23 protein-coding genes and 1 other RNA gene are annotated in these 23,641 nt (G+C 62.1%); 10 read left to right on the forward strand and 14 right to left on the reverse strand.

Annotation, left to right across the window (positions count from 1 at the left end; genetic code table 11):
* Positions 1-48: 48 nt before the first annotated feature.
* Together argA and argE are read right to left on the reverse strand one after the other, a co-directional pair.
* A complete protein-coding gene (gene argA / locus ACK6BI_RS02300) occupies positions 49-1,347 on the reverse strand; it encodes an amino-acid N-acetyltransferase (RefSeq protein WP_007951778.1) in 1,299 nt (432 codons plus the stop codon).
* Between the two features lie 135 nt (positions 1,348-1,482).
* Positions 1,483-2,631 (reverse strand): acetylornithine deacetylase, encoded by a 1,149-nt coding sequence (gene argE / locus ACK6BI_RS02305; protein WP_409315847.1) that lies wholly within the window; start codon positions 2,629-2,631, stop codon positions 1,483-1,485.
* Positions 2,632-2,786: 155 nt separating this feature from the next.
* Here argE and ACK6BI_RS02310 point away from each other — a divergent pair, with 155 nt between their 5' ends.
* Entirely contained in the window at positions 2,787-4,157 is a 1,371-nt protein-coding gene (locus ACK6BI_RS02310; RefSeq protein ID WP_409315848.1) for an inorganic triphosphatase, read from the forward strand.
* Between the two features lie 131 nt (positions 4,158-4,288).
* Here ACK6BI_RS02310 and ACK6BI_RS02315 read toward each other — a convergent pair whose 3' ends face one another.
* Positions 4,289-4,759 carry an Lrp/AsnC family transcriptional regulator gene (locus ACK6BI_RS02315; protein WP_409315849.1) on the reverse strand — a complete coding sequence of 157 codons (471 nt, stop codon included), beginning with the start codon at positions 4,757-4,759 and terminating at the stop codon, positions 4,289-4,291.
* A 126-nt stretch (positions 4,760-4,885) separates the two neighbouring features.
* Here ACK6BI_RS02315 and ACK6BI_RS02320 point away from each other — a divergent pair, with 126 nt between their 5' ends.
* The 3 genes from ACK6BI_RS02320 (at position 4,886) to ACK6BI_RS02330 (ending at position 7,487) form a co-directional block, all read left to right on the forward strand.
* Positions 4,886-5,224 carry a hypothetical protein gene (locus ACK6BI_RS02320; RefSeq protein ID WP_409315850.1) on the forward strand — a complete coding sequence of 113 codons (339 nt, stop codon included), beginning with the start codon at positions 4,886-4,888 and terminating at the stop codon, positions 5,222-5,224.
* Positions 5,225-5,315: 91 nt separating this feature from the next.
* Positions 5,316-7,100, forward strand: a complete 1,785-nt coding sequence (locus ACK6BI_RS02325; protein ID WP_409315851.1) for a GspE/PulE family protein — start codon at positions 5,316-5,318, stop codon at positions 7,098-7,100.
* 69 nt (positions 7,101-7,169) lie between these two features.
* The gene (locus tag ACK6BI_RS02330; RefSeq protein WP_007951791.1) at positions 7,170-7,487 is read left to right on the forward strand and encodes a DUF2388 domain-containing protein; all 318 of its coding nucleotides are present in this window, start codon (positions 7,170-7,172) and stop codon (positions 7,485-7,487) included.
* Between the two features lie 54 nt (positions 7,488-7,541).
* Here the strand turns inward: ACK6BI_RS02330 and gcvP are convergent, their stop codons facing one another.
* Positions 7,542-10,415 (reverse strand): aminomethyl-transferring glycine dehydrogenase, encoded by a 2,874-nt coding sequence (gcvP, locus tag ACK6BI_RS02335; protein WP_409315852.1) that lies wholly within the window; start codon positions 10,413-10,415, stop codon positions 7,542-7,544.
* Between the two features lie 156 nt (positions 10,416-10,571).
* Here gcvP and ACK6BI_RS02340 point away from each other — a divergent pair, with 156 nt between their 5' ends.
* Positions 10,572-11,714, forward strand: coding sequence for a DegT/DnrJ/EryC1/StrS family aminotransferase (locus tag ACK6BI_RS02340; RefSeq protein ID WP_409315853.1), 1,143 nt, complete (start codon positions 10,572-10,574; stop codon positions 11,712-11,714).
* Between the two features lie 72 nt (positions 11,715-11,786).
* On the opposite strand, the gene gcvH is transcribed toward ACK6BI_RS02340, so the two are convergent.
* The 9 genes from gcvH to ACK6BI_RS02385 form a co-directional block, all read right to left on the reverse strand.
* A complete protein-coding gene (gene gcvH, locus ACK6BI_RS02345; RefSeq protein WP_065259911.1) occupies positions 11,787-12,170 on the reverse strand; it encodes a glycine cleavage system protein GcvH in 384 nt (127 codons plus the stop codon).
* A gap of 48 nt (positions 12,171-12,218) precedes the next feature.
* Positions 12,219-13,301 (reverse strand): glycine cleavage system aminomethyltransferase GcvT, encoded by a 1,083-nt coding sequence (gene gcvT / locus ACK6BI_RS02350; RefSeq protein WP_409315854.1) that lies wholly within the window; start codon positions 13,299-13,301, stop codon positions 12,219-12,221.
* 156 nt (positions 13,302-13,457) lie between these two features.
* The gene (locus ACK6BI_RS02355; RefSeq protein WP_409315855.1) at positions 13,458-15,074 is read right to left on the reverse strand and encodes an ABC transporter permease; all 1,617 of its coding nucleotides are present in this window, start codon (positions 15,072-15,074) and stop codon (positions 13,458-13,460) included.
* Positions 15,075-15,135: 61 nt separating this feature from the next.
* A complete protein-coding gene (locus tag ACK6BI_RS02360) occupies positions 15,136-16,140 on the reverse strand; it encodes an extracellular solute-binding protein (RefSeq protein WP_409315856.1) in 1,005 nt (334 codons plus the stop codon).
* Between the two features lie 222 nt (positions 16,141-16,362).
* Positions 16,363-17,580, reverse strand: coding sequence for a 2-octaprenyl-3-methyl-6-methoxy-1,4-benzoquinol hydroxylase (locus ACK6BI_RS02365; RefSeq protein ID WP_409315950.1), 1,218 nt, complete (start codon positions 17,578-17,580; stop codon positions 16,363-16,365).
* A gap of 9 nt (positions 17,581-17,589) precedes the next feature.
* Positions 17,590-18,075 carry a DUF4442 domain-containing protein gene (locus tag ACK6BI_RS02370; RefSeq protein WP_409315857.1) on the reverse strand — a complete coding sequence of 162 codons (486 nt, stop codon included), beginning with the start codon at positions 18,073-18,075 and terminating at the stop codon, positions 17,590-17,592.
* Positions 18,068-19,255, reverse strand: coding sequence for a 2-octaprenyl-6-methoxyphenyl hydroxylase (gene ubiH / locus ACK6BI_RS02375; protein WP_409315858.1), 1,188 nt, complete (start codon positions 19,253-19,255; stop codon positions 18,068-18,070). Before ubiH ends, ACK6BI_RS02370 begins: the two co-directional genes overlap by 8 nt.
* Complete coding sequence (pepP, locus tag ACK6BI_RS02380; RefSeq protein ID WP_409315859.1) at positions 19,252-20,586, reverse strand: Xaa-Pro aminopeptidase; 1,335 nt, start codon at positions 20,584-20,586, stop codon at positions 19,252-19,254. The genes ubiH and pepP overlap by 4 nt, the downstream gene beginning before the upstream one ends.
* Positions 20,587-20,613: 27 nt before the next feature.
* Entirely contained in the window at positions 20,614-21,174 is a 561-nt protein-coding gene (locus tag ACK6BI_RS02385) for a YecA family protein (RefSeq protein ID WP_409315860.1), read from the reverse strand.
* A gap of 125 nt (positions 21,175-21,299) precedes the next feature.
* On the opposite strand from ACK6BI_RS02385, the gene ACK6BI_RS02390 reads away from it, so the two are divergent.
* From ACK6BI_RS02390 to ACK6BI_RS02405, 4 genes are all read left to right on the forward strand, one after another.
* A complete protein-coding gene (locus ACK6BI_RS02390; RefSeq protein WP_007940359.1) occupies positions 21,300-21,509 on the forward strand; it encodes a TIGR02449 family protein in 210 nt (69 codons plus the stop codon).
* Complete coding sequence (locus tag ACK6BI_RS02395; RefSeq protein WP_065259919.1) at positions 21,506-21,823, forward strand: cell division protein ZapA; 318 nt, start codon at positions 21,506-21,508, stop codon at positions 21,821-21,823. Before ACK6BI_RS02390 ends, ACK6BI_RS02395 begins: the two co-directional genes overlap by 4 nt.
* A 30-nt stretch (positions 21,824-21,853) precedes the next feature.
* A non-coding RNA gene (gene ssrS / locus ACK6BI_RS02400) (6S RNA) lies at positions 21,854-22,032 on the forward strand.
* Between the two features lie 80 nt (positions 22,033-22,112).
* Positions 22,113-22,718 carry a 5-formyltetrahydrofolate cyclo-ligase gene (locus ACK6BI_RS02405; RefSeq protein WP_409315861.1) on the forward strand — a complete coding sequence of 202 codons (606 nt, stop codon included), beginning with the start codon at positions 22,113-22,115 and terminating at the stop codon, positions 22,716-22,718.
* Positions 22,719-22,755: 37 nt separating this feature from the next.
* Here the strand turns inward: ACK6BI_RS02405 and ACK6BI_RS02410 are convergent, their stop codons facing one another.
* Positions 22,756-22,911: a hypothetical protein gene (locus tag ACK6BI_RS02410; protein WP_024014743.1), complete on the reverse strand. Its 156-nt coding sequence runs from the start codon at positions 22,909-22,911 to the stop codon at positions 22,756-22,758.
* 197 nt (positions 22,912-23,108) lie between these two features.
* On the opposite strand from ACK6BI_RS02410, the gene ACK6BI_RS02415 reads away from it, so the two are divergent.
* Positions 23,109-23,558, forward strand: coding sequence for an EVE domain-containing protein (locus tag ACK6BI_RS02415; RefSeq protein WP_409315862.1), 450 nt, complete (start codon positions 23,109-23,111; stop codon positions 23,556-23,558).
* Positions 23,559-23,641 lie beyond the last annotated feature (83 nt).

Consider the following 23,641-nt stretch of genomic DNA (forward strand, 5'->3'; position numbering starts at 1 on the left):
GTGAGGGAGCTGGTTCCCTCGCCACAATGTTTTGCCAGGCCCCGGTTATCAGAGGGACTTTTCGAAGATCTTCGAATTGCGCTGATAGTTGTACAGAGAAGCCCGCGCTGCCGGCAGGCGCTCGACGCTGCTCGGTTCGAAGCCGCGCTCGCGGAACCAGTGAGCGGTGCGGGTCGTGAGGACGAACAAGGTCTTCAGGCCCTGCGCCCGGGCACGGGTCTCGATGCGCTCCAGCAGTTCATCGCCGCGCCCGCCATGGCGATACTCGGGATTCACCGCCAGGCACGCCAGTTCACCGGCATCGGAATCGGCAATCTGATACAGCGCCGCGCACGCGATGATCATCCCTTCGCGCTCGACCACGCTGAACTGCTCGATCTCACGCTCCAGCACTTCACGGGAGCGACGCACCAGAATCCCCTGCTCTTCCAGCGGACTGATCAGGTCCAGCAAGCCGCCGACGTCTTCGATCGCCGCCTCGCGCACCAGTTCGAACTGCTCCTGTGCCACCAGCGTACCGCCACCGTCGCGGGTGAACAGTTCGGTCAGCAGCGCACCGTCCTCGGCATAACTGACGATATGACTGCGCGCCACACCGCCACGGCAGGCTTCGGCGGCGGCATCCAGCAATTCCGCCTGATAGTTGCTGCCCAGACGCTGCAAATGCGCCGGCACCTGTTGCGGGCGCAGCTCACGCACCAGCTTGCCGTTTTCGTCGATCAGGCCGAGGTCAGCGCCAAACAGCAGCAGTTTGTCGGCTCCCAGATCGATGGCGGCGCGAGTGGCGACGTCTTCGCAGGCCAGGTTGAAGATCTCACCGGTCGGCGAATAGCCCAGCGGCGACAGCAACACAATGGAACGTTCGTCGAGCAGGCGGTTGATACCTTTGCGATCGACCCGGCGCACTTCACCGGTGTGGTGATAATCGACACCTTCCAGCACGCCGATCGGTCGTGCGGTGACCAGATTGCCGCTGGCCACCCGCAGGCGCGAGCCCTGCATCGGCGACGAAGCCATGTCCATCGACAAACGCGCTTCGATGGCAATGCGCAACTGGCCGACCGCATCGATCACGCACTCGAGCGTCGCGGCATCGGTGATGCGCATGCCGTGGTGGTAATGCGGGGTCAGGCCGCGCGCGGCGAGACGGGTTTCGATCTGCGGACGGGAGCCGTGGACCAGCACCAGTCGCACACCGAGGCTGTGCAACAGCACGATGTCATGGACGATGTTGCCGAAATTCGGATGCTCCACGCCGTCGCCGGGCAGCATGACGACGAAGGTGCAGTCGCGGTGGGCATTGATATAGGGAGACGCGTGGCGAAGCCAATTGACGTATTCGGGCATGAACCTGGGCCTGTAATAAATAGCAGCCGGAAAAAGGGCGAAACGGAAAACGCACAGCGGGCTGATGGTTATCGTCGGAACAGGCTTGGCGACACGCGCGCTCTCCTCATGAATACGGGTTGGCAGGACGGCAATTTATACAGTTTTGAGACAGTAATGTTCGATCAACTGCCGCAATAGATGCACGGTAGGCTGCAAACGTGACATTTCAAGGTACTCGTCCGGCTGGTGGGCACAGCCGATGTCACCGGGGCCGAGTACGATGGTTTCGCAACCAAGGCGCTGAAGATAAGGCGCTTCGGTGCCGAACGCTACCGCTTCGGCCGGGTGGCCGGTGAGTTTTTCGGCCATTCGCACCAGTTCGGCGTCTTCGGACTGCTCGAACGGCGGCACTTCAGGGAATAACGGCGCGTAATCGATCTTCACCTGATGCCGTTCGGCGACCGGATTGAGCTTGCGCAGGATCTCGGCCCGCAGCACTTTCGGGTCCATGCCCGGCAACGGTCGCAGATCGAACTCCAGCGAACACTGGCCGCAGATGCGGTTGGGATTGTCGCCACCATGGATGCAGCCGAAGTTCATGGTCGGCTGCGGCACGCTGAACTGCGGGTTGTTGAATTCCCGCTGCCACAGCAGACGCAGTCCGCGCAGTTCGCCGATGGCATCGTGCATGGCTTCGAGGGCGCTGTGCCCCAGGCGAGGATCCGACGAATGGCCGCTTTGCCCGAGGATCTCGATGCGCTCCATCATGATGCCCTTGTGCATGCGGATCGGCTTGAGACCGGTCGGCTCGCCGATCACCGCTGCCCGGCCCAGCGGTTGCCCCGCTTCGGCCAGCGCCCGCGCGCCGGACATCGAACTTTCTTCATCGCAGGTGGCGAGAACCAGCAACGGCTGTTTGAACGGCTGGTCGAGCAACGGCTGCACGGCTTCGATGATCAGGGCGAAGAAGCCTTTCATGTCGCAACTGCCGAGGCCGACCCAGCGGCCGTCGACTTCGGTGAGTTTCAGCGGGTCGGTTTTCCACAGCGCGTCATCGTAAGGCACCGTGTCGCTGTGCCCGGCCAGCACCAGCCCGCCGGGGCCGCTGCCAAAACTGGCGAGCAGGTTGAACTTGCCGGGGCTGACCTGCCGGATATCGCAGCTGAAGCCCAGGTCGCCGAGCCATCCGGCGAGCAGATCGATCACCGGCCGGTTGGATTGATCCAGATTCGGTTGGGTGCAACTGACCGACGGCACGGCGATCAGTGCAGCGAACTGGTCCTGCATGGATGGCAAAGGCATCGCTGACTCCAACTCCCGGATTGGAGTCCATCATAGAACCATCCGGCGACAGGAATAAACCGCCACAAGGCGTAGGAAGGTTCAGTCCTGTACACTGCACGGCCTTGGCAGCCACACTTTCCCCGGCTGCGCTCCCGATCCTGGATTTTCCGGCCATGCAGAAAGAAACCGAAATCAAACTCCGCGTCAGCCGCGAAACCCTCGCCGCCCTGCGCGAGCACCCTCTCCTGAAAAAACGCAACAAAAGTGGCTGGGAACGCCGTGAGTTGATGAATCAGTACTTCGACACGCCCGAGCGTGACCTGGCCCGGGCCAAAGTCGCCCTGCGCCTGCGCAAGGACGGCGAAGAAGTGATCCAGACCCTCAAGACCCGCGGTCAGAGCGTTGCCGGTCTGTCCGAGCGTAACGAGTACGACTGGCACCTGCCCAAAGCCAAACTCGATGTGAAGAAACTCGACGGCGAATGCTGGCCCGAGTCCCTTGCCGAACTGGACAAGAAAACCCTGAAACCGATCTTCACCACCGATTTCGTCCGTGAACGCGCTGAAATCGCCTGGGGCCGCGGCAAGACCAAAGTAGTCATCGAAGCCGCACTGGACCTGGGCCACGTGGTGGTCGGCAAGCAGAAAGAAGAAATCTGCGAGCTGGAACTGGAACTGCGCGAAGGCGAGCCTGCCGCGCTGTTGGAACTGGCCGCCGAACTGGCCGAAACCCTGGCCCTGATGCCGTGCGACATCAGCAAGGCCGAGCGCGGCTATCGCCTGTACGACGCCAACAGCTATTCGCTGAGCCTGCCGGCGCCGGCCATCACCGCCGAAACCCCGCTGGACGATGCCTTCGCCGCGCTGAGCTGGCACTTGCTCGGCAGCAGCCAGCGCCTGGCCGAACAGTATCGTTTCAACGGCCACTGGCGCCTGCTGCAGGACTGGGTCGAGAACCTCGCGGAAATGCGCGCCCTGCTCAGCAGCCTTGGCCAGGCCGCACCGCGTCAATCGACCCACGACCTGCGTGTGGCACTAGATGCGTTGCTGGAGGACTGGCGTCCGCTGGTACAAGTCGGCATTGAGGACGAAGACGTGCGCAAAGCCGCGCCGGAGCAATTCCTCGAAGAACTGGAAGACCCGCGCTGGGGCCTGTTCTCGCTGAACGCCTCGCGCTGGTTGCTGGCTCGCACCTGGACCGCTGATCGCAACACTCGTGGCAATCGCCAAGGCGCTGCGCAGTTGCAAAGCTGGCTGCCGCGCCTGCTGGGCGAAGAAGCCACTTCCCTGCAATTGCAGCGCTATCAGCAGCAGCCGGAAGATCTGGCCGAGCAACTGCCGCGCATCGAACGCATCCAGGTCTGGCTGCACCACGCGCGCAACGTGCTGGAGATCCCGGAAATGGACCGGTTGTACGGCGAGCTGAACAAACTGGCGCAACTGGCCAACGAGCCGACCATCACCGATGAACTGCTCGATGCGCGCAAGCATCAGGCGATTGCGGTTTATCAGAATCGTGCCTGGAAAACGCTGCTGCGCCTGTAATCCCCCGACAACAGAAACTGTGGCGAGAGAGCTTGCTCCCGCTGGAGGCCGAAGGACTCCCAGTTCCGGCAAGCGACGGTTGGGACTGCTTCGCAACCCAACGGGAGCAAGCTCCCTCGCCACAAAGGCATTCAGCGCAATACCGGCAAACTCGTCGTCGACTTGATTTCCGACAACGCCACAATCGAGTTCACTTCCTGAATACCCGGCACCAGCGACAGCTTCTCGAAGAAGAACCGCTCATACGCCTCGATGTCCGCCGCGACGATGCGCAACATGAAATCCACCGCTCCCATCAGTACATAACACTCCAGCACTTCGGGAAAGCCGCGAATCGCCTCGGTGAATTCGGTGAAGTTCGAACGACCGTGGGCGTTGAGTTTGATTTCGGCGAAGATCTGCGTGTTCAGGCCAATCTTCTTGCGATCGAGCAAGGTCACCTGACCCCGAATGATCCCCTCCTCCTTCATCCGCTGAATCCGCCGCCAGCACGGCGACTGCGACAGGCCCACCTGTTCGGCGATCTGTGCGCTGGACAGGGAAGCGTCCTCTTGCAACAGGGCGAGAATACGCCGATCGTAACTGTCCAGCTCACTGTGCATAAATAATCCTAAAAATCAGCCAATACCGAATTGCTCTACCCGACAACCCGGCCAATCGGCTCATCTTAGACAAGAAATGCCCGGCATCGAATGTAAAAATTTCTCCACTGATTCCGGAGATCTGTCATGCCACACCTCGAAGCCGTCAATACCCCAGCGCCCCGTGCCGATGTGTGGAACGTCAGCAACGCTCATTGCCTTGCGCAGTACCAGATACTGGCCGAGGCCGAACCGGATTTGCTGGTGCGGGTGCTGAATCTGTTCGCCCTGCAGTTCCTCACCCCGGAACAGGTCAATGTCCAGCGACTGGACGACCTGCTGTCCATCGACATCATCATGGGTGGCCTGAGCTGGCACCGCGCCCAAGTGATCGCGGAAAAACTTCGTAACCTGATCTGCGTGTGTTCGGTGAATCTGCAAAACCCCGATGCGGCGTGGGATGCGCCGACTCAGGCAGCCGGCTGAAAAAAGCCGAAACGCCTTCGTCGGGGTAGTGGCCCAACGGTCGGCGGGGCCGCGACTATCCTTTGCGGACTGTCGTTCAAAAGGAGCCCGCATGTCCGTTCAACTTGCCACTCAGGACCGCTGGCTGGATCTCAATGATGTATTGCGTGAACTGGTCGCCCAGGGCTTCATCAGCCAGGACTCCGCCGAGCAGGCGCTGAATGCCCGTCGTCGGCAGGCGCCCCACGGTCAGATGCATCCGCTGGAATTCATCGCCGGCCAGCAGCTCGACGACCTCAGTCGTCCGGGCAAACACCTGGACCTCGAAAGCCTGACCCTGTGGCTGGCCCAGCAGGCCGGCCAGCCATACCTGCGGATCGATCCGCTGAAGATCAACGTCGCCGCCGTCACGCCGCTGATGTCCTACGCCTTCGCCCAGCGCCACAAGATTCTTGCGGTGTCGGTCGACCGCGACGCGGTAACCGTCGCCAGCGCCCAGCCTTACGTCAGGGGCTGGGAAGCCGATCTGACCCACGTCCTGAAATTGCCGGTCAAACGGGTGGTGGCCAACCCGACGGACATCCAGCGCTTCAGCGTCGAGTTTTTTCGCCTCGCCAAGTCGGTCAGCGGCGCCAGCAACGCCGACCAGCCGGGCAGCAACCTCGGCAACTTCGAACAACTGCTCAATCTGGGCGCCAGCGACCAGGAGCCGGACGCCAACGACGCGCACATCGTCAACATCGTCGACTGGCTGTTCCAGTACGCCTTCCAGCAACGGGCCAGCGATATCCACATCGAGCCACGGCGCGAGCAAGGCACGGTGCGCTTTCGCATCGACGGCGTGCTGCACAACGTCTATCAGTTTCCACCGCAGGTGACGATGGCCATCGTCAGCCGCCTGAAGAGCCTCGGCCGGATGAACGTCGCCGAAAAGCGCAAACCCCAGGACGGGCGGGTCAAGACCAAGACCCCGGACGGCGGTGAAGTGGAACTGCGCCTGTCGACCCTGCCCACCGCGTTCGGCGAAAAAATGGTGATGCGGATCTTCGACCCGGAAGTGCTGCTCAAGGATTTCGACCAGCTCGGGTTTTCCGCCGACGACCTGCGCCGCTGGCAGGATATGACCCGCCAGCCCAACGGCATCATTCTGGTGACCGGCCCGACCGGGTCGGGCAAGACCACCACGCTGTACACGACCCTGAAAAAACTGGCGACCCCGGAGGTGAACCTCTGCACCATCGAGGATCCGATCGAGATGGTCGAGCCGGCCTTCAACCAGATGCAGGTGCAACACAATATCGACCTGACCTTCGCCGCCGGGGTGCGAGCACTGATGCGGCAGGACCCGGACATCATCATGATCGGTGAGATCCGTGACCTGGAAACCGCCGAAATGGCGATCCAGGCAGCATTGACCGGACACCTGGTGCTCTCGACCCTGCACACCAACGACGCGCCGAGCGCCATCAGCCGTCTGCTGGAACTCGGCGTGCCGCATTACCTGATCAAGGCCACGGTTCTCGGCGTCATGGCCCAGCGCCTGGTGCGCACGCTGTGTCCGCACTGCAAGGCGCCGCTGCCGGTCGCCGAAGAGGACTGGCAAACCCTGACCCGACCGTGGCAGGCTCCGCTGCCGGGCAACGCGCAACGGGCCATCGGTTGCCTGGAGTGCCGCGGTACCGGTTATCACGGGCGCGCCGGGGTTTACGAAATCATGCAACTGACCGACAGCCTCAAGGCGTTGATCAGTTCGGATACCGATCTGACCGCACTTCGGCGCCAGGCCTTCAAGGAAGGCATGCGCAGCCTGCGCCTGTCCGGCGCGCAAAAAGTCGCGGCGGGGCTGACGACCATCGAGGAAGTGCTGCGGGTGACACCGCAGAGCGAGCAGAAATAGCCCGGCACGGAACCGGATCGACGAAATGGCAATCCAAGCCGTTATTCAACACCAGTGGAGTCACCCCTCATGCGTCTCAAACTTGCTGTCGCCACCCTCGCCCTGCTGTCTCTGCCCGTCGGTTCGGCAATGGCCGACAGCTTTTGGCGTAACGTCATTTCGTCCGGCGCCACCACCGGCTCGACGTACCTGACCTTCAAGGATCACAAGCTGATTGTCGCCGCCCAGGACGACGCCGGCAGTTTCGTTGCCAGCGATGGCGGTATCCGTGGCCCGTACCTGGAAGCCGCCATGCAGAAAGTCCGCGCCGACAACCCGGGCCTGCAGGCCACGGACATGGAACTGGCGAACGCGATCCTGGCGAAGAACGCCGTGGCTTCGGAATAAACCTGTCGCCCACAAAAATGCCGCTCACACGAGCGGCATTTTTTTGCCCGCCGATCAGCGGTAATCGTCCACCGGCACACAGGCGCAGAACAGGTTGCGGTCGCCATAGACGTTGTCCACCCGATTCACCGCCGGCCAGTACTTGTGCGCCTTGGTGTGCGCATCCGGCGTGATGCCCTGCTCGATGCTGTAAGGCCGCTCCCAGACGCCGGTGATATCGGCCAGCGTATGGGGCGCCCGCTTGAGCGGGTTATCCTCGGCCGGCCAGTTGCCGTTCTGCACTTCGGTGATTTCCGCACGGATGCTCAACATGGCGCCGATGAAGCGGTCCAGTTCTGCCTTGGACTCACTCTCGGTCGGCTCGACCATCAGCGTGCCCGGCACCGGGAACGACATGGTCGGTGCGTGGAAGCCGTAATCCATCAGGCGCTTGGCGATGTCTTCCTCGCTGATGCCGGTCTGCGCTTTCAGCGGTCGCAGGTCGAGAATGCACTCATGAGCCACCCGATCATTGCGCCCGGTGTAGAGCACGGGGAAGGCACCGGACAAATGCTGCGCCAGGTAATTCGCCGCGAGAATCGCCACTTCGCTGGCGTCCGCCAGTTGCGGCCCCATCATGGCGATGTACATCCAGCTGATCGGCAAAATGCTCGCACTGCCCCAGGGTGCTGCGCTCACCGCGCTGTTCTGCGGTTGCGGCCCGTCGATCGGCACCACCGGATGATTGGCGACGAATGGCGCCAGATGCGCCCGCACACCAATCGGCCCCATGCCCGGCCCGCCGCCACCGTGGGGAATGCAAAAAGTCTTGTGCAGGTTCATGTGCGACACATCGGCGCCAATATCTGCCGGCCGCGCCAGCCCGACCTGGGCATTGAGGTTGGCGCCATCCATGTACACCTGACCGCCGTGCCTGTGGATAACGTCGCAGATTTCGCTGATGCCTTCCTCGTACACACCGTGGGTCGACGGATAGGTCGCCATCAGGCACGACAATTTGTCACCCGCCTCGGCAGCCTTGGCCTTCAAATCCTCAAGATCGACGTTGCCCGCCTCGTCGCACTCGACGATCACCACCCGCATCCCGGCCATCTGTGCCGAGGCCGGGTTGGTGCCGTGGGCCGAGGACGGAATCAGGCAGATGTCGCGCCCGCCCTGCTGACGGCTTTCATGGTATTTGCGGATGGCCAGCAACCCGGCGTACTCGCCCTGAGCGCCGGAGTTTGGTTGCATGCAGATCGCGTCAAACCCGGTGATCGCACACAACCAGCGCTCCAGCTCCTCGATCATCAGCGTGTAACCAACGGCCTGCTCCCGGGGCACGAACGGGTGCAGATTGGCGAACTGCGGCCAGGTGATCGGAATCATCTCGCTGGTGGCGTTAAGTTTCATGGTGCAGGAACCCAACGGGATCATCGACTGGTTGAGCGCCAGATCCTTGTTCTCCAATTGCTTGAGGTAACGCAGCATTTCGGTTTCGCTGTGATGGGCGTTGAACACCGGATGGCGCAGGTACGGCGAGTTGCGTTGCAGGTTCTCGGGAATTCCGGAAACCAGTGCTTCGGCATCGAGTTCTTCGACGTTGAGCCCATGATCGACACCCAACAGCACATCGAACAGTTTGCCGACGGTGCGCTCGTCACAAGTTTCATCGAGGCTCAGACCCAGGTGACCGCGCCCGAGAATACGCAGGTTGATCTGCGCAGCCTGAGCGCTTTCGATAATCGCGGTCTGCGCGCCGCCAACGTCCAGGGTAAGCGTGTCGAAAAACTGCTGGTTGATGCGCTTGATACCGTGACGCTCGAGGCCGGCAGCGAGGATGCAGGTCAGCCGATGGACTCGCCGGGCAATACGTTTCAGCCCTTCCGGCCCGTGATACACCGCGTAGAAACTGGCGATGTTGGCCAACAGCACCTGGGCCGTGCAGATGTTCGAATTGGCCTTCTCCCGGCGAATGTGCTGCTCGCGGGTCTGCAGGGCCATGCGCAGCGCCACGTTGCCTCGCGCATCTTTCGAGACACCGATGATGCGCCCGGGAATCGCCCGTTTGTATTCCTCGCGACTGGCAAAAAACGCCGCGTGCGGCCCGCCGTACCCCATCGGCACACCGAAGCGCTGGGATGAGCCGAACACCACATCGGCGCCCAGCTCACCCGGCGGCGTCAGCAATAACAGACTCAACAGATCGGCTGCCACGCAAGCCAGCGCCTGTTGCGCATGCAGATGATCGATCAACGGACGCAGATCGCGGACCTCGCCGTGGGTGTCGGGGTATTGCAGCAGTGCCCCGAATACCTGGTGCTGCTTCAAGTTATCCACAGTGTCGACGATCAGCTCGAAACCGAAGCCTTCGGCGCGAGTCCGGACCACGGAAAGGGTTTGCGGATGACAGTTTTCATCGACGAAAAACAGATTGCTCTTCGACTTCGCCACACGCTTGGCCAGCGCCATGGCTTCGGCAGCCGCAGTGGCTTCATCGAGCAACGATGCGTTGGCCAGCTCCAGGCCGGTGAGGTCGATGGTCAGTTGCTGGAAATTGAGCAACGCTTCGAGCCGGCCCTGGGCGATCTCCGGTTGGTACGGCGTGTACGCGGTGTACCAGCCGGGATTTTCCAGCACGTTGCGCAGAATGACCGTAGGCGTGAGGGTGCCGTGGTAGCCCATGCCGATCAGGCTGGTCCAGACCTGATTCTGTTCGGCGTACCCGCGCAGTTTCGCCAGCGCAGCCTGCTCGTCCAGAGCCCGCGGCAGGTCCAGTGCACGATTGAGACGAATGGCGGGCGGGACAGTCTGCTCGATCAGTTCGATCCGGCTGCCCAGGCCCAGGCTGTCGAGCATCGCCTGCTGTTCGGCGGCATCGGGGCCGAGATGACGGCGCAGGAAGGCCTGGGGGTCGCGTAACTGGCTCAAGGACGGCAACTGGGACATGACGGTCTCTCTCCTGGCTGGCGCTCGGCGTCAATGCAACACGGTCAAACCAGCATAGCAGTCGATACCGTCGCGGACGGCTTGGCGGCGGGTGGTCGAACGGGGCATGCTGTGGCACCAGCAACACGTGCCCAACCCTTGGATGATCGAGTCCTCATGAGCCAACTGCCGTTTCTGCCGTTTTCCAAACCTGTCATCGACGAAGCCACCATCGCCGCCGTCGGCGATGTCCTGCGCTCCGGCTGGATCACCAGCGGGCCGAAGGTCCAGGCCTTCGAAGCGCAACTGTCGGAGTATTTTGGCGGGCGCCCGGTGCGCACCTTCAACTCCGGCACCTGCACCATGGAAATCGCCCTGCGCATCGCCGGCATCGGACCGGGTGACGAAGTGATCACCACGCCGATCTCCTGGGTCGCCACGGCCAACGTGATTCTTGAAGTGGGCGCCACCCCGGTGTTCGCCGACATCGACCCGGTCACCCGCAACATCGACCTGGATAAACTGGAAGCGGCCATCACGCCGCGCACCAAAGCGGTCATCCCGGTCTACCTTGCCGGGCTGCCGGTGGACATGGACCGCCTGTACGCCATCGCCAAAAAGCACAACCTGCGCATCGTCGAAGATGCCGCCCAGGCCCTCGGTTCGAGCTGGAATGGCCAGCGCATCGGCGCCACCGGTGACTTCGTGTCGTTCAGCTTCCAGGCCAACAAGAACGTGACCTGCTCCGAGGGTGGTTGCCTGGTGCTGAACACGCCCGAGGAAGCACGTCTGGCGGAGAAATATCGCCTGCAAGGCGTCACCCGCACTGGCTTCGACGGCCTGGATGTCGATGTGCTGGGCGGCAAATTCAACATGACCGACGTTGCAGCGACCATCGGCCTCGGCCAGTTCGCCCACATCGAAGCCCTCACTGCGCATCGTCAGGCACTGGCGCGTCATTACTTCAAGTGCTTTGGCGACGACTTCGAAGCCACATACGGCGCGCAACTGCCGCCGGCCGATTTCACCAACAGCAACTGGCACCTGTTCCAGCTGGTATTGCCGGAGCGCAAGGACGGTTTGCCGGCGCGGGCCACATTCATGGAGCAGATGCAGGCGCTGGGCATCGGCATCGGTTATCACTACCCGCCGATCCACTTGCTGAGCCTGTACCGTGAGCGCGGTTTCAAGGAGGGCATGTTGCCGGTGGCCGAGCGGGTCGGAAGGCTGATCGTGTCGTTGCCGATGTTCACCGCCATGAGCAAAGCCGATGTCGAGCGTTCGGTGGCGGCGGTCAAAGCGGTGCTGGGCAACGCCTGAGCCGTCCCCGATAAAAAGCTGCGTCCAGAAAAAAGCCCCGACGGATCGGGGCTTTTCGGTGTTGCGTGAAGCTTATTCGCCGATGGACTTCCGGTAGGCATCGGCGTCGAGCAGCTTGTCCAGCTCGGACTTGTCGCTTGGCTTGAGCTTGAAGATCCACGACTCATACGGTTCTTCGTTCAGCAGTTCCGGCGAATCCGCCAACTCCTCGTTGACTGCGATCACTTCGCCGCCGACCGGGGCGTAGATGTCGGAGGCGGCCTTGACCGACTCGACAACACCCGCCGCATCACCGGCAGCAAACACCTTGCCGACTTCAGTCAGCTCGACGAACACCACGTCGCCCAGCGCTTGCTGTGCGTGATCGCTGATGCCCACGGTGACGGTGCCGTCGGCTTCCAGGCGCGCCCATTCATGACTTTCGGCAAAACGCAGGTCGGCGGGGATATTGCTCATGCTCGGTGTCCTCAAGAAATTGTCAGCGGTCGTACCCGCCGGGAAAGATTAGATCAAGGTTTTGCCGTGGCGGACGAAGGTCGGTTTGACCACTCGTACCGGATACCACTTGCCACGGATTTCCACTTCGGCGCGGTCGGCTGTCGCCATCGGTACGCGCGCCAGGGCAATCGACTTGCTAAGCGTAGGAGAGAAACTACCACTGGTGATCTCTCCTTCGCCAACATCAGCGATACGAACCACCTGATGCGCACGCAAAACCCCGCGTTCCTCGAGCACCAGGCCCACCAGTTTGTGCTGCACGCCGGCGTTTTTTTCCGCTTCCAGCGCATCACGACCGATGAACCGGCGCGTGGCCGGCTCCCAGGCGATGCTCCAGGCCATGTTCGAGGCCAGCGGCGAAACGTCTTGATGAATGTCCTGACCGTAGAGATTCATGCCGGCTTCCACTCGCAACGTGTCGCGGGCACCGAGGCCGATGGGGGAAATGCCGGCGCCTACCAGGTCGTTGAAAAATCCGGGGGCCTGATCGGCCGGCAGGGCGATTTCCAGCCCGTCTTCGCCGGTGTACCCGGTACGGGCAATGAACCAGTCGCCATCGACCTGGCCTTCGAAAGGCTTGAGCATCTGGATCAGATTGGCGCGGGACTGGGTCACCAGTTCGGCAATCTTCTGCCGGGCATGAGGGCCTTGAATGGCGAGCATCGCCAGATCCGTGCGTTCGCGCAGTTGCACGTCGAAGCCGGCAAGGTGCGCCTGCATCCAGGCCAGATCCTGATCACGCGTCGAAGCATTGACCACCAGCCGGTAACCCTCATCGAGGCGATAGACGATCATGTCATCGACAATGCCGCCGCGCTCGTTGAGCATCGTGCTGTACAACGCCCGGCCCGGGCTGTGCAGGCGTTCGACGTCGTTGGCCAGCAAATGCCGGAGCCAGGCCCTGGCCTGTTGGCCCGTGACATCGATCACGGTCATGTGGGAAACATCGAACACCCCGCAATCGCGTCTCACCTCGTGGTGTTCCTCGACCTGCGAGCCGTAATGCAGTGGCATGTCCCAACCGCCAAAATCGACCATCTTCGCGCCGAGGGCGAGATGCAGGTCATACAGAGGCGTACGCTGTCCCATGGGTTTCTCCTTCCGGGCGTGGCGAAGGTGCGGAGCGCTGCTGCACGGTTTGAAAGCCCCGAAAGAGAAGGCCTTCAGCCGATTTCAGCGACAGGGTCTGTCAGACGGACCGCACCGAATGCCGCGCATTGTAGCCGCATGATTCAGGACTGACGACTAAGTGTTTCGATGTGCCGAGCGGCGAATAAGTCCAATGACCGGCAACAAACCGACCAGCACCAGCGTCAGCGCCGGCAACGATGCCCGCGCCCATTCGCCTTCGCTGGTCATCTCGAAGATCCGTACGGCCAGCGTGTCCCAGCCAAACGGGCGCATCAGCAGGGTCGCCGGCATTTCCTTCAGCACGTCGACGAACACCAGCAGCGCGGCGCTGAGCGTACCGGGCAGCAACAACGGTAGATACACTTTGAAAAACAGTCGCGGCCCACTGACACCCAGGCTACGTGCCGCTTCGGGCAAAGAGGGCCGTATACGCGCCAGACTGCTTTCCAGCGGCCCGTAGGCCACCGCCACGAAGCGCACCAGATATGCCATCAGCAACGCCGCCAGACTGCCCAGCAACAAAGGCTTGCCCGCACCGCCGAGCCAAGCGGACAACGGAATCACCAGTTCCCGATCCAGATAACTGAACGCCAGCATGATCGACACCGCCAGCACCGAACCCGGCAAGGCATAGCCGAGGTTGGCCAGACTGACGCCCGAGCGAACTGCCGGGGTCGGTGCCAGACGTCGGGCGAACACCAGCAACATCGCCACGCTGACCGTGATCAGCGCCGCCATGCCGCCCAGGTACAGGGTGTGCAGAATCAGGCCGGCGTAACGCTCATCCAGATCGAAACGCCCGCGCTGCCAGAACCACACCAGCAGTTGCAGCACCGGAATCACAAACGCACAGGCGAACACCAGACCGCACCAGCCGGCCGCTGCCCAGGCTTTGGCCCCGCGCAGGTGATACAGCGCCTTGACCCGCGGCCGCTCGTTGCTCGCCCGATTGGCGCCCCTGGCGCGACGTTCGCCGTACAGCACCAGCATCACCACCAGCAGCAACAGGCTGGCCAGTTGTGCGGCGCTGGACAGACTGAAGAAGCCATACCAGGTCTTGTAGATCGCGGTGGTGAAGGTGTCGAAGTTGAACACCGACACCGCGCCGAAATCCGCCAGGGTTTCCATCAATGCCAGCGCCACGCCAGCGCCGATGGCCGGTCGCGCCATCGGCAATGCCACCCGCCGGAACGCCTGCCACGGTGATTGTCCGAGCACTCGCGCCGCTTCCATCAGGCCTTTGCCCTGAGCGAGAAACGCGGTACGCGCCAACAGGTAAACGTAGGGATAGAACACCAGCACCAACACCAGAATCACCCCGCCGGTGGAGCGCACCCGGGGCAGGCGCAGACCGGTTCCGAACCATTCACGCAGCAGGCTTTGCACGGGACCGGCGAAGTCCAGCAGACCGACGAACACGAATGCCAGTACATAGGCCGGGATCGCAAACGGCAGCATCAACGCCCAGTCGAGCCAGCGCCGACCGGGGAATTCGCAGAGGCTGGTGAGCCAGGCGAGGCTGACGCCCAGCAAGGTCACGCCGACACCGACGCCGATGACCAGCGTCAGGGTATTGCCCAACAGGCGCGGCATCTGGGTTTCCCACAGGTGCGACCAGATCTGCTGGTCGATGGTCTCCCACGACAGCAGGAGGACGCTGAGAGGGAGCAACACCAATGCGGCGATGGCGAAGACGATGGGGTACCAGCGGCGTTGGGCGGGGTGGGACAAGGAAAAGCTCTCTAGAAAATGACGAAGCCTGCCATGAATCGGCAGGCTTCCATACGTGGCGTCAGTTCCAACCCGCCCTATCCATCATCCGGATCGCTTCGGCCTGGCGCTTGCCCGCCACTTCGACCGGCAACGTATCGGCCACGAACTGCCCCCAAGCCGCCACTTCCTCCGAAGGCTTTACCGCCGGATTCGCCGGGAATTCCTGGTTCACGTCGGCGAAGATCTTCTGCGCCTCAGGCGTGGTCATCCACTCCACCAGCGCCTTGGCCGCTTCCGGGTGCGGCGCGTGTCTGGTCAAACCGATGCCCGACAGGTTGACGTGCACACCGCGGTCCGCCTGGTTCGGCCAGAACAGTTTCACCGGAAGATCCGGCTTTTGCTTGTGCAGGCGACCGTAGTAGTAGGTGTTGACGATGCCCACATCGCACTGGCCGGCATTGATCGCTTCGAGCACCGCGACGTCGTCGGAGAACACATCGGTGGACAGGTTGTTGACCCAGCCCTTGAGGATCTTTTCGGTTTTCTCGGCGCCGTGGACTTCGATCATGGTGGCGGTCAGCGACTGGTTGTAGACCTTCTTCGCCGTGCGCAGGCACAGACGGCCTTCCCAGTTCTTGTCGGCCAGCGCTTCGTAGGTGGTCAGTTCGCCTGGTTTCACGCGCTCGGTGGAATAGGCGATGGTCCGCGCGCGCAGGCTCAGGCCGGTCCAGGCGTGACTGGACGAGCGGTATTGCAGGGGAATGTTGGCGTCGATGGTTTTCGAGGTGAAGGGCTGGAGAATGCCCATCTGCTCGGCCTGCCACAGGTTGCCGGCATCGACGGTCAGCAGCAGGTCGGCGGTGGCGTTCTCGCCCTCGGCCTTGATCCGTTGCATCAGCGGCGCTTCCTTGTCGGTGATGAACTTGATCTTCACGCCGGTCCTGGCGGTGTAGGCATCGAACACCGGTTTGATCAGTTCATCGATGCGCGACGAGTAGACCACCACCTCATCGGCGGCCTGGGCGGCGGTGCTGCCGATCAGGGTCAGGGCAAGTGCGGTCAGAACACGCTTGGATGCCAACATGGGAGTGATCTCTCGGTCGGGAAAAGTGGCCCAAATGATAAGGACTCACATTTACCAGCTCAATCGATCACTTTCCCAAGGAGTTACCAGATGTTGCACGGGGCGAATGTTGCGGTGGCTGGACTGACGCTTTCGCGAGCAGGCTCGCTCCCACATTGGAATGCATTACAAACTGTGGGAGCGAGTCTGCTCGCGAAGAGGTTATCAGCCGCGATGAAGATCTCAGGGTTTTGCGAGTGCCGGAAGATCACCAGTCAATCCGAGGGCCTCACGCACAAAAAGAGCCTTTGCCTCGGGCATCTGCTCGACGATTTTCAACCCGGTATTGCGCAACCAGCGCAGCGGCAGCGGATCGGCCTGGAACAACCGCTCGAAGCCTTCCATCGCCGCCATCAGCGCCAGGTTGTGCGGCATGCGCCGACGCTCGTAGCGGCTCAGCACTTTCACGTCCGCCAAGCGTTCGCCGCGTTCGTTGGCTTGCAGCAGTACCTCGGCCAGCACGGCGGCATCGAGGAAACCCAGGTTCACGCCCTGCCCCGCCAGCGGGTGGATGGTGTGCGCCGCGTCGCCGATCAGCGCGAGGCCTTCAGCCACGTAGCGCTTGGCGTGACGTTGACGCAGTGGCACGCACAGCCGCGGGTCGGCGTTGATGACCTCGCCGAGGCAGCCTTCGAAGGCGCGTTCCAGCTCACGGCAGAAATCCGCTTCATTCAGCGCCATCAGCCGTTCGGCTTCGCTTGGCGTGGTCGACCAGACGATCGAGCACCAGTCCTGCTGCCCGTCCCGCTCCAGCGGTAGAAACGCCAGCGGCCCGTGATCGGTGAAGCGCTGCCATGCGGTCATGCGGTGCGGTTTGCTGCTGCGCACGCTGGTGACGATGGCGTGGTGCAGATAATCCCATTCGCGGGTGGCGACACCGGTCAGACGGCGCACGGCGGAATGGGCGCCGTCCGCCGCGATCACCAGCGGCGCACGCAGGGTGCGTCCGTCGGCCAGGGTCAGCAGCCAGTCGTCACCGGAGCGGCGCATCTGCTCCAGCCGCGCATTGGCCAGCAGGCCCAGGTCACAATCGTGCAAACGGTCGAGCAAGGCGTCCTGCACCACGCGGTTTTCGACGATGTGGCCGAGCACCTCGGCGTGTACGCTGCTGGCCGAGAAGTGGATCTGTCCGGTGCCGCTGCCGTCCCAGACGTGCATGTCGGTGTAAGGGCTGCTGCGTCGGTTGACGATGCCGTCCCACACGCCGAGGCGATCGAGGATGCGCTGGCTGGCCGCCGACAGTGCGCTCACCCGTGGCTCGAACGGCGCGTCGCCATTGAAGGGTTTGACGCTCAGCGGGCTGCCGTCGAGCAACAGCACTTCCAGTCCGCTGCCCTGCAACGCCAGCGCCAGGGCACTGCCGACCATTCCGGCTCCGACAATCAGCACATCCGCGCGCATTTCCATGCTTTAAACCTGTCTCGCTGGCGGCTTGAGCCGCACGTAAAGGGTTTTACCGACCCGCGCCACCAGGTTGCCGGCGCCGTCATGAATATCGACCTGCAACTGCGGCAGGTACTTTTCGCCACTGGCGGTCTGCCGACGGATCTCGTCGAGCAGCGTGTCGTCGATGTGGAACCGGGCGAACACCGGGCCTTTGCCCGGCGCTATGAAGTCAATGTCGGCGGCCTTGTCCCAGACGATGTACCGCGAGCCGAGGTTTTCCATGAGCATCAACATGAAGAACGGATCGACCATCGAATACAGACTGCCGCCGAACTGGGTGCCGACGTAATTGCGGTTGTACCAGCCCAGGCCCATCGAGACCTGAATGTCCCGAAAGTCATCGCTGATATGCTTCACCCGGACACCCGCGCCGAAGTACGGCGGGTAGAACGTCATGATCCAGCGCATCAGCCGCGCCTTGCCAAACCGGTTGATCAGCCACTCACGCATCCGGCCGCGTCCCCAGCCCCATGGCCTGACGGGCGAACCAGCGTTTGGCCGGTGGCAGCAGATCGAGGCCGAGCAGGCCGATGTTGCGTCCCAGCGACACCAGTGGCTGGGTACTGCCGAACAGGCGCGTGACCTGATCGGAGAAACCTACTGTGAGGTCCTGATCCAGACGCTGACGCTCGCGATAGGCCTGCAACGTGGCGAAGTCCCCCAGCGGTTTGTCGCTGGCCAGCAGTGCGGCGGCCAGTGCATCGGCATCGCGCAGGGACAGGTTGAAACCCTGTCCGGCTATCGGATGCAGGCTGTGGGCGGCATTGCCGAGCACGGCCAGATGCGGACGCACTTGCTCTTCGGCTTCCACCAGCGACAACGGATACAGATGCCGCGCACCGACCTGTTTCAGGGTGCCGAGGCGGTAACCGAACACGCCTTGCAACTCACTGAGGAAGTCGCGCTCATTCAGTTGCGCCAGACGTTGCGCGTCCATGCCCAGACGGGTCCAGACCAGCGCGCAACGGTTTTCCGGCAGCGGCAGCAGCGCCATCGGGCCTTCGTCGGTGAAGCGTTCGAAGGCCATGCCGTTATGCGATTCGCTCGGGGTGATGTTGGCGATCAGCGCGCTCTGGTTGTACGGACGCTTGCGCACGTTGATGCCCAGTTGTTCGCGCAGACCGGAGCGGCCACCATCGGCGAGCACCGCCAGATCGCACTCGAGGGTGGTCTCATCGTTGAGGGTCAGGCGATAGCCGTCCGGCAGCGGCTCCATGCGAGTGACTTCCGCCGGGCAACGCCAGCTGATCACGTCCTTGTCGACGTGCTGCCACAGGCAATGACCGAGCCAGGCGTTTTCAACCACATAACCCAGCGCCGGTACGCCCTCTTCCATCGCCGACAATCGCGCGGTGGAGAAACGACCACGGTCGGACACATGAATCTGCTTGATCGGCTCGGCGCGACGGGAAATTTCCTGCCACACACCCAGCCGTTGATAAATCTGCCGGGAACCAAATGACAGCGCCGAAGAGCGGGCATCGTAGCTTGGCTGCCAGCTGTCGCCGGGGGCGAAAGGTTCGATCAGCACGATTTTCCAGCCACGCGCCCTGGCCCCGGCCTGCAACGCCAACGCCAGACTGGCGCCGACCAGGCCACCACCGATGATTGCCAGATTGACCCGGCTCATGCTGCACCGGTCCGTGCCTGCGCCATCAGCGCTTCGATCTCGGCGACGGTTTTCGGCACGCCACCCGTCAGGATTTCACAACCGCTCTTGGTCACTACCACGTCGTCCTCGATGCGCACGCCAATGCCGCGCCATTTCTTCGCTACATGCTGGTTGTCCGGGGCGATGTAAATGCCCGGTTCCACGGTCAGCGCCATGCCGACCTCCAGCACGCGCCATTCACCACCGACCCTGTACTCGCCGACGTCATGTACATCCATGCCCAGCCAGTGGCCGGCGCGGTGCATGTAAAACGCCTTGTAGGCCTCGGAAGCGATCAACTCATCCACCTCGCCCTGCAACAATCCCAGCTTCACCAATCCGGCGGTAATGACCCGAACCGTCGCTTCGTGCGCCTGGTTCCAGTGTCTGTTCGGGGCGATTTCGGCGAACGCGGCTTCCTGCGCGGCCAATACCAGTTCGTAGATCGCCTTCTGCTCGGCCGAGAACTTGCCATTCACAGGCCAGGTACGAGTGATGTCGCTGGCATAGCAGTCGATCTCGCAACCGGCGTCGATCAATACCAGATCGCCGTCCTTGAGCAGCGCGTCATTCTGCTGGTAATGCAGGATGCAGCTGTTGCGCCCGGACGCGACGATCGATCCGTAGGCCGGCATTTTCGCCCCGCCCTTGCGGAATTCGTAATCGAGTTCGGCTTCCAGGCTGTACTCGTACAATCCGGCGCGGCTGGCCTGCATCGCCCGGATATGAGCCTGGGCGGAAATCCGCGCCGCTTCGCGCATCACCTTCACTTCTGCCGCCGATTTATACAGGCGCATGTCGTGCAGCAGGTGATCCAGGGCAACGAATTCGTTCGGCGGCTGGGCGCCGAGGTGGGCCTTGGAGCGGATCACGTTGATCCAGTCCATCAGGTGGCGGTCGAATTCCGGGTTGCTGCCCATCGCCGAATACACCCGGTCGCGGCCTTCGATCAGGCCCGGCAGGATGTCGTCGATGTCTGTGATGGGGAAAGCGTCGTCGGCGCCGTAATCACGAATCGCGCCTTCCTGGCCGGCGCGCAGGCCGTCCCAGAGTTCCCGTTCGGCGTTGCGTTCACGGCAGAACAGCACGTACTCGCCATGTTCGCGACCGGGCATCAGCACGATCACCGCCTGCGGCTCGGGGAAACCACTGAGGTACTGGAAGTCGCTGTCCTGACGGTAGACGTGCTCGACGTCACGGTTGCGAATGGCAACCGCGGCGGCAGGCAGGATGGCGATGCTGTCGGGTTCCATCTGCGCCATCAGCGCCTTGCGGCGACGGGCGTATTCCGCTTTCGGGATATGAATCATGGGCAGATGGCTTTCCCTGGCACGCGATCAGTGCAGCGACGGCTTGGCCGCTGGCGGCACGTCGGCTTTCCTGGTTTCGGAGAACAGCAGCAGCGGCGCTACACGCAGGTACTCCATGACTTCCATGTAGTCGCTTTCGCCGTCTTCGGATTCTTCCAGAGCATCTTGTACCTGGGAGATCGCCGCCAGATCCTGCAACACCTCGGTGGCCTCGGTGCTCAGCATGCTGCTGTCACGGCAGTTCAGACCGAAACCGGTGAGGAAGCCCTGGCACCACTGGCCCAGTGCGGCAGCACGTTCGGCCAGCGGCACGTCATCGGTCGGCAACAGCAGCACGACGGTCACGTCGTCGCCGGTGAGCTCGCCCTTGACCATCTCCTGCAGGCCGACGAGGGCGTTGCGGACGTTGTCCTGAATGTCGCCTTCGAGCAGTTCGGCGGCATCGATCAGCCAGCCTTCATTATCGAAGCCGGCACCGGCGCAGCTGCGGCCGAGCAGCAGGCCATGCAGTTCGGCAGGCGAGACGTTGTGACCGCTGGCAGTCAGCAGGGTGGCAAAGGCTTGGTACGGGGAATTCTGAATGGGCATGGGCAGCTAGGCGCCAGACGGCGCTATGTCTAGAATGAAGGCCTTGTATCCTACATCGACAGACACGCCAAGACCATTAAAGGCTGCCTCCCGGCCAAACCCATCAGACCGAATCAGTGGACACAATGGAAGACACCGACCTGCAAGCGCTGATGGCCAGACTCGAGCTGCTGATTACTCGGGTCGAGCAACTAAAGAGTCAAAACGCACTCTTACTAGCTCAGGAAAAGACCTGGCGCGAGGAACGCGCTCACCTCATTGAAAAAAACGAAATCGCCCGGCGTAAGGTCGAATCGATGATTTCGCGCCTCAAGGCCCTGGAGCAAGACTCATGAGTTCAAGCAATAGCGTTACCGTGCAGATCCTCGACAAAGAATATTCGATCATCTGCCCCCAGGAAGAACGCAGCAACCTGGTCAGTGCCGCACGCTATCTGGACGGCAAGATGCGCGAGATCCGCAGCAGCGGCAAAGTCATCGGTGCCGACCGCATCGCCGTGATGGCCGCCCTGAACATCACCCACGATCTCTTGCACAAAGAAGAGCGCCCGGACATCCAGACCAGCGGCTCGACCCGTGAACAGGTACGCGACTTGCTCGATCGTGTCGATCTGGCGCTGGCCGACGATCCGGACATCAGCAAGGGCTGATTCACCGGACCGCTTGAGGTATACTCGCCGCACTCCCTGGGGTGCTTGCCAGTTGACGATGTCCCTGAGCCGATTTGCACTACCCTGGGGGTTGCACGTTGGGCTGGTGTGCATGTCCGCCAGACGGAAAGCCTTAAAGCCTACTGCATCCTCCACCTTGAACTCTCGGGTTCAAGGGCTAAGTCGACAGCGGCTCATCCGGGGAGCCTGATTCGAATCCGATGCCGGTGCATGCCGGCATCGGATTTTTTATGCGTACGTTTTCGTCCCCATCCTGCCGAAGCCGACCATGACCGAACCCGCGCTGCTGCCCCGCCCACAACTGCGCCGCCTGCTGCGCAAGGCCCGCCGTTCCCTGACGCCGAGCCAGCAACGCGCGGCCGCCGAAGGTCTGTATAAACAGCTCGCACAGGACCCGCAGTTTCGCCGGGCGAAGCACATTTCCCTGTACCTGCCCACCGACGGCGAAATCGATCCGCGCCTGTTGTTGCGCGCCGCCCAGCGTCGAGGCAAGAAGACCTACCTGCCGGTGCTGAGCGCCTGGCCACGTACCAAAATGGTCTTTCAGCAGATCAGCCCCGGCGAGAAACTGCGGCGCAATCGCTTCCGAATTCTGGAGCCACGGGTCAACCCGGCCCGCCAGCGCAAGATATGGGCACTGGATCTGGTGTTGTTGCCATTGGTGGGATTCGACGACGTCGGCGGGCGCCTGGGAATGGGTGGCGGTTTCTACGACCGCAGCCTGGCGTATCTGGCCCGCCGCCAGAACTGGCGCAAGCCGACGCTGCTGGGCCTGGCCCATGAATGTCAGAAAGTCGAACGGCTGGCGCAGGCCAGCTGGGATGTACCGTTGCAGGGAACGGTGACCGACAGGGCGCGATATTTCGCAGGGTAGACGCCGCGAGGGAGTCAGCGGCGTCGGAAAGACGGTTTCAGCGTTTGAATGCGGTTGACTGCTGTACCTGTTGCGCTACTTCGATCGGAGCATCGGTCTTGTTGGCCCACAGGCTTTGCGCATAACCGGTGGTCACGACGCCCAAGCCGAACAAAATCACCAAAGTCCACAGCAAATCCGGTTTGCGTTTCATCGATTGCCCCCCTCAAGGCACATCATCACGATGACAGCAGCGGTTTCCATTCGTAGGCCGTGCAGCAGCGTCAAGCTTTAAAGGCCGGCATTTTGCGACAACGTGAACCGCTGCGCAAATGCTGGCGTCAACCGACTGTCGGTTTGTCATAAAATTGCCCGACAACCTGCCCAATGACCCTTTCAGGAGCACACGACATGGCCTTTTGGCTGATGAAATCCGAGCCCGACGAACTCTCGATCAAGGGTCTGGAAAAACTCGGTAAAGCGCGCTGGGACGGGGTGCGCAACTATCAGGCGCGCAACTTCCTGCGGGCCATGGCGGCTGGAGATGAGTTCTTTTTTTATCACTCCAGCTGTCCTGAGCCGGGGATTGCCGGGATCGGCAAAATCATCCAGGCCGCGTACCCGGATCCCACCGCACTGGAACCGGAAAGCCACTATTTCGACCCGAAAGCCACGCCGGAGAAAAACGCCTGGAGCGCCATCGACGTCGCTCATGTCGAGACGTTTTCCCGGGTGTTGAAGCTGGATTATCTGAAACAGCAGGCCGCACTGGCTGAAATGCCACTGGTGCAGAAAGGCTCGCGACTGTCGGTGATGCCGGTGACGGCCGAGCAGTGGGCGGCGATACTCGACTTAAGGTAAAAGGACCAGGTTTGCCGCTCATTTGATTGATATCAATCGATACCTGCCCTTGAACCGTCAAACTGGTCGCTACAGTCGCAGGA

Source organism: Pseudomonas sp. KCJK9016 (assembly GCF_046231795.1).
GTDB lineage: Bacteria > Pseudomonadota > Gammaproteobacteria > Pseudomonadales > Pseudomonadaceae > Aquipseudomonas > Aquipseudomonas bananamidigenes.